Raw genomic sequence first — 7,858 nt, forward strand, 5'->3', positions numbered from 1 at the left:
CACGGGTAGGGCCAGCACCCGCCGCAGGGCGGCGGAACTGCTCCTCGGTGTCACCGGCACTCTCGATGCGTTCGCGTCCGGCAACGAACTGGCGTCGGCGTTGAAGAAGAGCGGTCCCCGAGGAAACCAGCTCCTCAAGGAACTGCAGTCCGACTGGGCGGAGAACCCGGCGACACGGGAGTTGCTCGACGAACTCATCGACGTCGCCGACCAGGTCCTCCGCGATTCCGGTGGGGTAGTAGCGATCTCCACCCTCACCGCCGAGATCCGCGCCCGGCTGCCCCAAGCCCCGGCCGCTACCACCGATGCCATGGCCCCGCGTCTCGCGGAGCGTGCTGCCGCCGGGCTGTTGCGCCTCGCCCTGGATCGACTCACCGAGCACGAAACCGCCGAGGGAACCCGACGGTGGGTGCGCCGACGCCACGGTGGACGCCTCGCGTTGGTCGCCGACGACGAACTCCTGCTCGCCGGAGCCGAAGCTGCGGGCCGTCGCGCCGACGACCTCATGGTCGCCACCCCGATGTCCCAGGTGGTCCCGATGGGCACCGCGGCACGCGAACTGCGCGGCGCGTTCGCTCGCGCCTACACAGCCGCGGCCGGACCGGACGTGCCCGTGCCACTGCCGCCGGACGGGCGTCTTGTGCGCTTGGCGGCGGCCATTTCCCGCTTCGCCGCCGTCTCCGGTCGCGGTGAACTGCACAGCCGCAGCCTCGGCCCGTCTGATGCGCTGCGCATCGCCCTTGCCGGACTCGCCCAGACCGAGGCGTTGTCGCCGACGGAGATCCGGGCACGCGTCGCCGCACGATTCCCGGAGCTCGACCGGCTCCCTGCCCGGCCTGCTCTCGACGCGCACCTCGACCGTGCCGGACTCGGCCTCACCTGGGACGGCACCGCCTACCGCTACGAGCAGGCCGCACCACCGAGCGAAACCTCCCTGCACACCCGCACCGCCACTCACACCGGACAGCCCGCCGGACCCGTCGTGTCCGCCGCGACCGGCGAGGGTGGCGCGGCGCGGAACTCGCTGATGGCGCGATCCCTGGCCGAGAACGGCTTCCTGGTCTTCGGGGTGCCCGTCCGCCGCCCTGGCGACCACCAGGTCGTTGCGCAGGAACTCGTCGACGCGCACGACGCCGACGCCGTCGACGTCACGGGAGCGATCATCGACGCGATGCGCACCTTCTCATCCGAGCGCGGCGTGTCGTGGGATCTTGTGCGAAGCGCCGATGCTGCCGCGCCGGGAAGCAAGGATGCGCGGGGTTTGCGTGCGGTGCTCGAACAGGTGATGCCGCGCCTGTGCGCCGGCCTCGAGGATCGGGTGTTCGGCGATGCCGCGCAGCCCACTCCGTTGGTTCTCACCGAGGTGTCGCCGCTGGCCCGTTACGGCTACCTCGACGTGTTGGCGCGGTTGGCGGACCTGTCGGCGCCGCGCCGCCGCCCGGTGTGGGTGGTGTTGCCGCAGATGCGTGGCCAGCGCGGCGCGTTGGTGGATGGTCAACCGATCCAGTTGGGTTCGCCCGGTGGACAGTTCGTTGTGTACCCGGTTTGGAAGACCGGGGCTGTTGAGAGCGAGAAGGTGTGATGGCGGACTTTTCCGCGACCGAGTTGGTGAAGGCGCTGCGCAAGCAGGTCACGGTCCTCGAGGACGATCTGCGTGCGCGCGTCGACGGTGCGGACGTCGACACCCGTCAGACGGGGATGGAGCAGCGGTGGCGCACCGAGTACACCGCGGCACTGCACGCGAACCGGACGGCGGCGTCGTGGCAGGCCTGGCGCGACGAACGGGTGACGCAAGCCGCGGTCGCGTGGGTGCTACTGACGGTGTTCGCGCGCTACTGCGAAGATCACGCACTCGTGTCGAAGGCGTGGATCGGTGGGCCGAACCCCGATGCGCGCCAGCAGGCCCTCGACGCGCGACGCGCCTACTTCACGGAGTTCCCCGAGCACACCGACCGTGAGTGGCTCGAAGCGATCATCTCGCATTTCGCGAAGATGGAAGCCACCCGAGGACTGGTCGACAGCTACTCGCCGATGCACCAGGTGGCGCCCTCAGGCGACGCAGCGCGCGGTCTTCTCGAATTCTGGTGGGACAAGGACGCATCCGGTGAGCCACTGTGGAGCTTCGTCGGTGTCGACACCCGATTCCTGGGGGACGTGTACCAGGACCTCTCGGAGTTCGCGAAGAAGACCTACGCCCTACTGCAGACCCCGGAGTTCGTGGAAGAGTTCATCCTCGACCAGACTCTCGAACCGGCCCTGAAAGAGCGCCCCCTCGAGGGTTTCACGGTGATCGACCCGACCTGCGGGTCCGGGCACTTTCTGCTCGGTGCGTTCCACCGATTGCTGGAACGCTGGGAGAACGAAGCACCTGGCCTCGGCCGGCGTGTGGTGGTGCAGAAGGCGCTTGCGTCGGTGTTCGGTGTGGACATCAACCCGTTCGCGGTGGCGATCGCGCGGTTCCGGTTGATGGTCGCTGCGTTGGATGCGAGTGGGGACAAGTCGATCGAGAAGTTGATCGACATCGAGCTGAACCTCGCGGCGGGTGACTCGTTGCTGTGGGGTGCGCGGCAGCAGGCGCTCGCGGACGACCTGTGGTCGACGGGATCGGAGCAGATGGCATATGCAACAGAGAACGCAGACGCGCTGAGAGCGATCCTGCAGCGGGAACACGATGTGGTGGTGGGGAATCCGCCGTACATAACGGTGAAGGATGCCGCCCGGAATCAGACGTATCGGCAGCTATACAACTTCTGCAGGGGAACCTACGCGCTGACGGTGCCGTTCATGGAACTGTTCTTCGATCTCTCAAAGACCGATTCAGCTGGCAAGCCGGGTTGGGTCGGCCAGATCACCTCCAACTCGTTCATGAAGCGGGGGTTCGGGTCCAAGCTAATCGAAGAGTTCCTTGTCACGCGCGATCTCCGGCAAGTCATCGACACCTCTGGGGCATACATCCCAGGTCATGGCACGCCGACGGTTATCCTGGTGGGCCGCAACCGCTCCCCGGTCGGTGAGACCGTGCGTGCAGTACTCGGTGTGCGGGGAGAGCCCGGAAAACCGGACGAACCCTCGAAGGGCATCGTGTGGTCTGAAATCGTAGAGCATATGGATGAGTCCGGATTCGACGGGGGTTGGATCAGCGTTGTTGATCTCGATCGTGCGATCTTGGCCACGCACCCATGGAGCCTCAGTGGTGGTGGATCGGTCGAGTTGACCTCCGCGATCGAAACCGCGGCCGCGAAGACGCTCGGTGTCCTGCAGCGGAGGATCGGCTTCTTCGGTGACAGTCACGCAGATGAGACGTTCTTCCTCCCGGCGTCATACGCGAAGCGACTCGGGGCGCCCGGAGCGTCTCTCATCTCGTCGACACGAGGCGAGGAAGTTCGAGACTGGAACGCGATCGAGTCGGAGTATGCACTTCTCCCCTATACGAGCGAGCGCAGGCTCCTACCGCTCGACGCTCTGAATCGAGATGTTCAGCGGATGTTGTGGACTTTCCGTACGACTCTCGGATCACGCTCGACATTCGGTGGGGGGACGTACTTCTCCTCCGGGAGGAAGTGGTACGAGTGGCATCAGCTACCACGAGACGAAGGAACTTCGGCATGGGCAATATCCTTCGCCTTCGTCGCGACGCACAACCATTTCGTCCTGGACCGCGGCGGCAAGGTGTTCAACCGTTCTGCGCCGGTGATCAAGTTGCCGGAGGGGGCGAGCGAGGACGACCATCTCCGGCTGCTCGGGGTGCTAAACAGCTCGCTGGGCTGCTTCTGGCTCAAGCAGGTCTGTCATGACAAGGGAAGCCAGTCCGGCTCCGGAGGTTTCATGCACGATGAGTGGGAGGTCTTCTATGAGTTCACAGGTACGAACCTGAAGGACTTCCCGTTGCCGTCGGCGTATCCGCTTGCCAGCACTCGAACCCTCGATACGCTCGCGCAGGAGCTTGCCACTCATACGCCGTCTGCCGTTGCCACGAGAGCGGTGCCAACCGCCGCGACGTTGGAACTCGCGCGGACCGAATCGGAACGGATTCGCGGGCTAATGATCGCGTACCAGGAGGAACTCGACTGGGAGTGTTATCGTCTGTATGGCTTGATTGACGAAGACCTCACCTACGATGGTGAAGTTCCTGAAATCACTTTGGGTGCACGGTCATTCGAGATTGCACTGGCGCGAGCGCTTGCGGACGGAAGTTCGACGGTTTGGTTCGAGCGGCACGGCTCCGCTCCGACCACCGAGATTCCGGCGCACCTTCCCGCCGACTACCGTGATCTGTTGCAGCGACGCATTGATGTCATCGCTTCGAATTCGGGTATCCGTTTGCTTGAGAAGCCGGAGCATAAGCGGCGCTGGGCTTCGGAGCCGTGGGACAAGCGCGTCGCCGAAGCGCTGCGTGACTGGCTGCTGGATCGTATGGAGAGTCGTGAGCTCTGGTTCGAAGGGGACCATTCCACCCCGCGCAGTATCGCCCAGCTCGCCGACCGACTCGACCGCGATGACGACTTCCGTCAGGTACTGCGGTTGTGGGCCGGCAACAACGAGGTATCCACCTCGGCGGCATTGGTCAAACTGCTCGACGAAGAGGGTGTCCCGTATCTGGCGGCGCTGCGGTACAAGCCGTCAGGTCTCATCAAGCGCGAAGCGTGGGAGCACACGTGGGACCTGCAGCGTCGGGAGGACGCCAGGGAGAAGCTCGACGGTCCGATTCCGGTGCCACCGAAGTACAAGCCCGCCGATTTCCTCAAGACCTCGTATTGGTCGCGGCGCGGCAAACTCGATGTGCCCAAGGAACGGTTCATCTCTTATCCGAATGCGAACCGCGACACCGACCCTACAATGCTCCTCGGCTGGGCGGGATGGGATCACGCCGAACAGGCCCTCGCGCTCGCCGGACTCGTCGATGAACGCATCGCGACCGACGGCTGGGATCAGGCGTCTCCCGAGAAGCTGACTCCGATGCTGGCGGGCCTCGCCGAGCTGTTGCCATGGGTGCGGCAATGGCACGGTGAGATCGACCCCGAATACGGCGAATCCGTGGCCGACACCATCGAGGAAGTGCTGCGCTCGCACTGCGCGGAACTCGGTCTGACCATCGAGGATCTCGCTGTCTGGCGGCCACTTCCTGCAACCCGAGGCCGCCGTACGAACGAACGTTGAATTGCGACAATCGTGCGGCTTCTGCCGTGCCGATCCAGAACGTTCAGATGTTACCCTCACTGGTTTAATCGGCCAACCCTAATGGCGTACCGCAAAGGATATGCAGTGACCAGTCAAGATCCTCCATTTCATACTCTCCATTTCGGTCAGATTGATGCTAACCAAGAAGCCATTGACGAGCCGAGCCTTCTGACGGACGGGTATTTTGATTACCGCGACGCGGCATATGGCGTTAAGTCGCTACGTACGTGGGCTCTATTAGGTCCCAAAGGTTCCGGTAAATCGGCAGTGCTTAAGCATATCGAACTCTCGTGGGCGAATCGATATGATCGATTCTTCACTTACTGGTCGCTGGCTAGTTTTCCAGTAAACGACGTTACGCGTATTGAGACCGGTCAATCGGCGGGCGGGTCGCGCGCCCAGTCGGTATGGGAGTTCCTTTTAATTTTACGTCTCGTTCAGTCGCTGAACGAGGACCAGTCAGTTTCGGCGCCAGGGTCTTTCGGGGAGATGTCGCAGGCTCTAAAGAGAGGTGGGTATCTCCCTGGTGACTGGCTGTCATCTGTTGTGAAATGGACGAGTTCCAAGCTCAAATTTGATGCGAAGGTCGTTGGCGCGGAAGCGAACTTTGACTCGGCGTCAATCACGCCTCTTGAGGTTACCTCGTACTTAAAACAGCAGATATCATTTGTGCGCACTGAAAATAAACATGTACTAGCTCTTGATGGTCTGGACTCATTCTTCTTCGAGTCGAACGATGAGTGGAATTCACTAGCAGGACTGGTTCAAGCAGTCTACGCCCTGAATACCGAGTTCCGTTCAATGGATCTTCCAATAGCGGTTGTCGTAGCCGTCCGTTCCGATATCTTTGATGTCTTGCCTGGCGCGGAAGTTAACAAGCTGACTCCGTATGCCACGTATTTGGATTGGCACGCAAATGGAATCGGGTCGAGGAACAATTTGTGGAATCTACTCACGGCGAAAGCGTCGGTTGCACGGCCGGAGGTGCGTAATATTGTGACGCAGTACCTGGGTACTCCGATTGCTATTGGTCCACACACCGAGATACCTGAGTTTCTTCTAGACAACACTCGGCTCATTCCGCGCGATGCAGTGGCCTTGATGGGGTATCTTCAAAGATGCTACAAGGGAAATAAGTCCGTCACAGAATTGAGTGTTAAGAGGGCTGTCCAGTTATATGCGGAGGAGTACTTTGTCGGAGAAATATTCGACAATCTCGCCGGTGTGCTTCCGTCTCGTAGGGCCCGCGAGTTGGCGTCATTTAAAGACGCGCTAAGAACGGTACCGTCGAGAATATTCACAGTCAACGATTTGCAGGTAGAGCTCGAAGGTGAGCTTGAGCCCTTCGAGGTGAAGAGACTGTTGAAGCAGATGTTCGAAACTGGAGGAATTGGCATACATAATAGGGGGTACACCGACTTTATGTTTAGAAAGGTGTCTGGCGCGGGATTCACGACTCGTTATGAGTTTATGCTTCATGACGCGCTTACGCGAGCATGGAATAGGCCGTGGAGGGATCGTAATCGGGGCTGATTTGCAGGTGCGACCGCGACCGCGTTGAGGGGAGCAACTTCGCTGGATTGAGGACCGGGGCCCCGCATGGGCTGGGGCGGCGTGAGATGAGGACGTGGGGTCCTACCTGGTAGAGATCGTTTCGACCAAGAAGCAATCCCGAAGCAGGACCCCACGTGATTTCCTATCGTGCCACGCTCGACGTGCCCGAGCGCACCCTGGCCTTCGTCGCCCGTGCCCTGGCCGCGCATCGCACCCGAGTCGACCGCCGACCCTGGCAGCGGGCCGCAACCGTCTACGTCCAGGCGGTGATTGTGCTCCGCTGGTTCCGCGACGCTACCGACGTCGCCGCCCTCGCCCGCGATGCCCGAATCTCGCCGGCAACCGCCTACCGATACCTACACGAAGGCATCGACGTGATCGCCGCCCACGCCCCTGACCTGCACGAGGTCCTCGCCCACGGGAGTGCATCCGGGTGGGAACACGTCGGACTCGACGGCACCTTGATCGCCGCGACCCGCTGCCGGGAGTGTCGTCTGCCATGAGCATGGGACCAGTTTGATCTGATTTTGCCAGGGTGATGGGACCACCTGGATTGCCAGTTATGGGACCACCGGCGCGCCTTGCCGGTGGTCTCGTCGTTTGCTCGTTCGATCGTCCGTGACAGCTCAACGAGGTCGCGGAGGTCGACAGCATGGCTTTTCGGGAGATCAGCGTGAACGAGATCAGAGAAGTACTGCGACTGTGGCTCGGGACGGCAGCACTGCCGGCCCCGGGACTGCGCAAGATCGCCGAGCATACCGGTGTGGACAGTAAGACCGTCCGCCGTTACGTCGAGGCAGCGCAAGCGGCCGGCCTGGAGAAAAACCGACAGTGCCGCCGCTGTCGATGACGATTTGATCGCGGCCGTCGTCGATACCGTTCGACCTGACCGCCCGCACGGTCGCGGCGCCACATGGGAACAACTCGTGCCCCATGAAGAGCAGATCACCAAATGGGTGGCCGGGGACGGTGAACAGAAGCCACTCACGATCACCAAAATCGAAGTTCTGCTTGCCCGTAAAGGCTGCGTAGTGCCGTACCGGACGTTGCATCGGTTCGCCACCGACCGTTGCGGTTTCGGCCGCAAAGACCTTACTGTCCGCGTCGTCGACGGCGACCCAGGTAT

2 protein-coding genes and 3 pseudogenes are annotated in these 7,858 nt (G+C 62.2%); all 5 read left to right on the plus strand.

Annotated features, from left to right (window positions below; genetic code table 11):
* A pseudogene (locus AIIKEEIJ_RS09860) lies at positions 1-1,582 on the plus strand (BREX system serine/threonine kinase PglW); the annotation flags it as partial.
* Entirely contained in the window at positions 1,582-5,157 is a 3,576-nt protein-coding gene (gene pglX / locus AIIKEEIJ_RS09865; protein WP_161995550.1) for a BREX-2 system adenine-specific DNA-methyltransferase PglX, read from the plus strand. The pseudogene AIIKEEIJ_RS09860 and the gene pglX, both read left to right, overlap by 1 nt.
* A gap of 105 nt (positions 5,158-5,262) precedes the next feature.
* Positions 5,263-6,711 carry a P-loop ATPase, Sll1717 family gene (locus AIIKEEIJ_RS09870; protein WP_161995551.1) on the plus strand — a complete coding sequence of 483 codons (1,449 nt, stop codon included), beginning with the start codon at positions 5,263-5,265 and terminating at the stop codon, positions 6,709-6,711.
* A 155-nt stretch (positions 6,712-6,866) separates the two neighbouring features.
* Positions 6,867-7,220 (plus strand): annotated as a pseudogene (locus AIIKEEIJ_RS09875) (IS5/IS1182 family transposase); the annotation flags it as partial.
* A 438-nt stretch (positions 7,221-7,658) separates the two neighbouring features.
* Positions 7,659-7,858 (plus strand): annotated as a pseudogene (locus AIIKEEIJ_RS32965) (IS21 family transposase); the annotation flags it as partial.

Source organism: Rhodococcus sp. YH1 (assembly GCF_009939605.1).
Lineage (GTDB): Bacteria > Actinomycetota > Actinomycetes > Mycobacteriales > Mycobacteriaceae > Rhodococcus > Rhodococcus aetherivorans.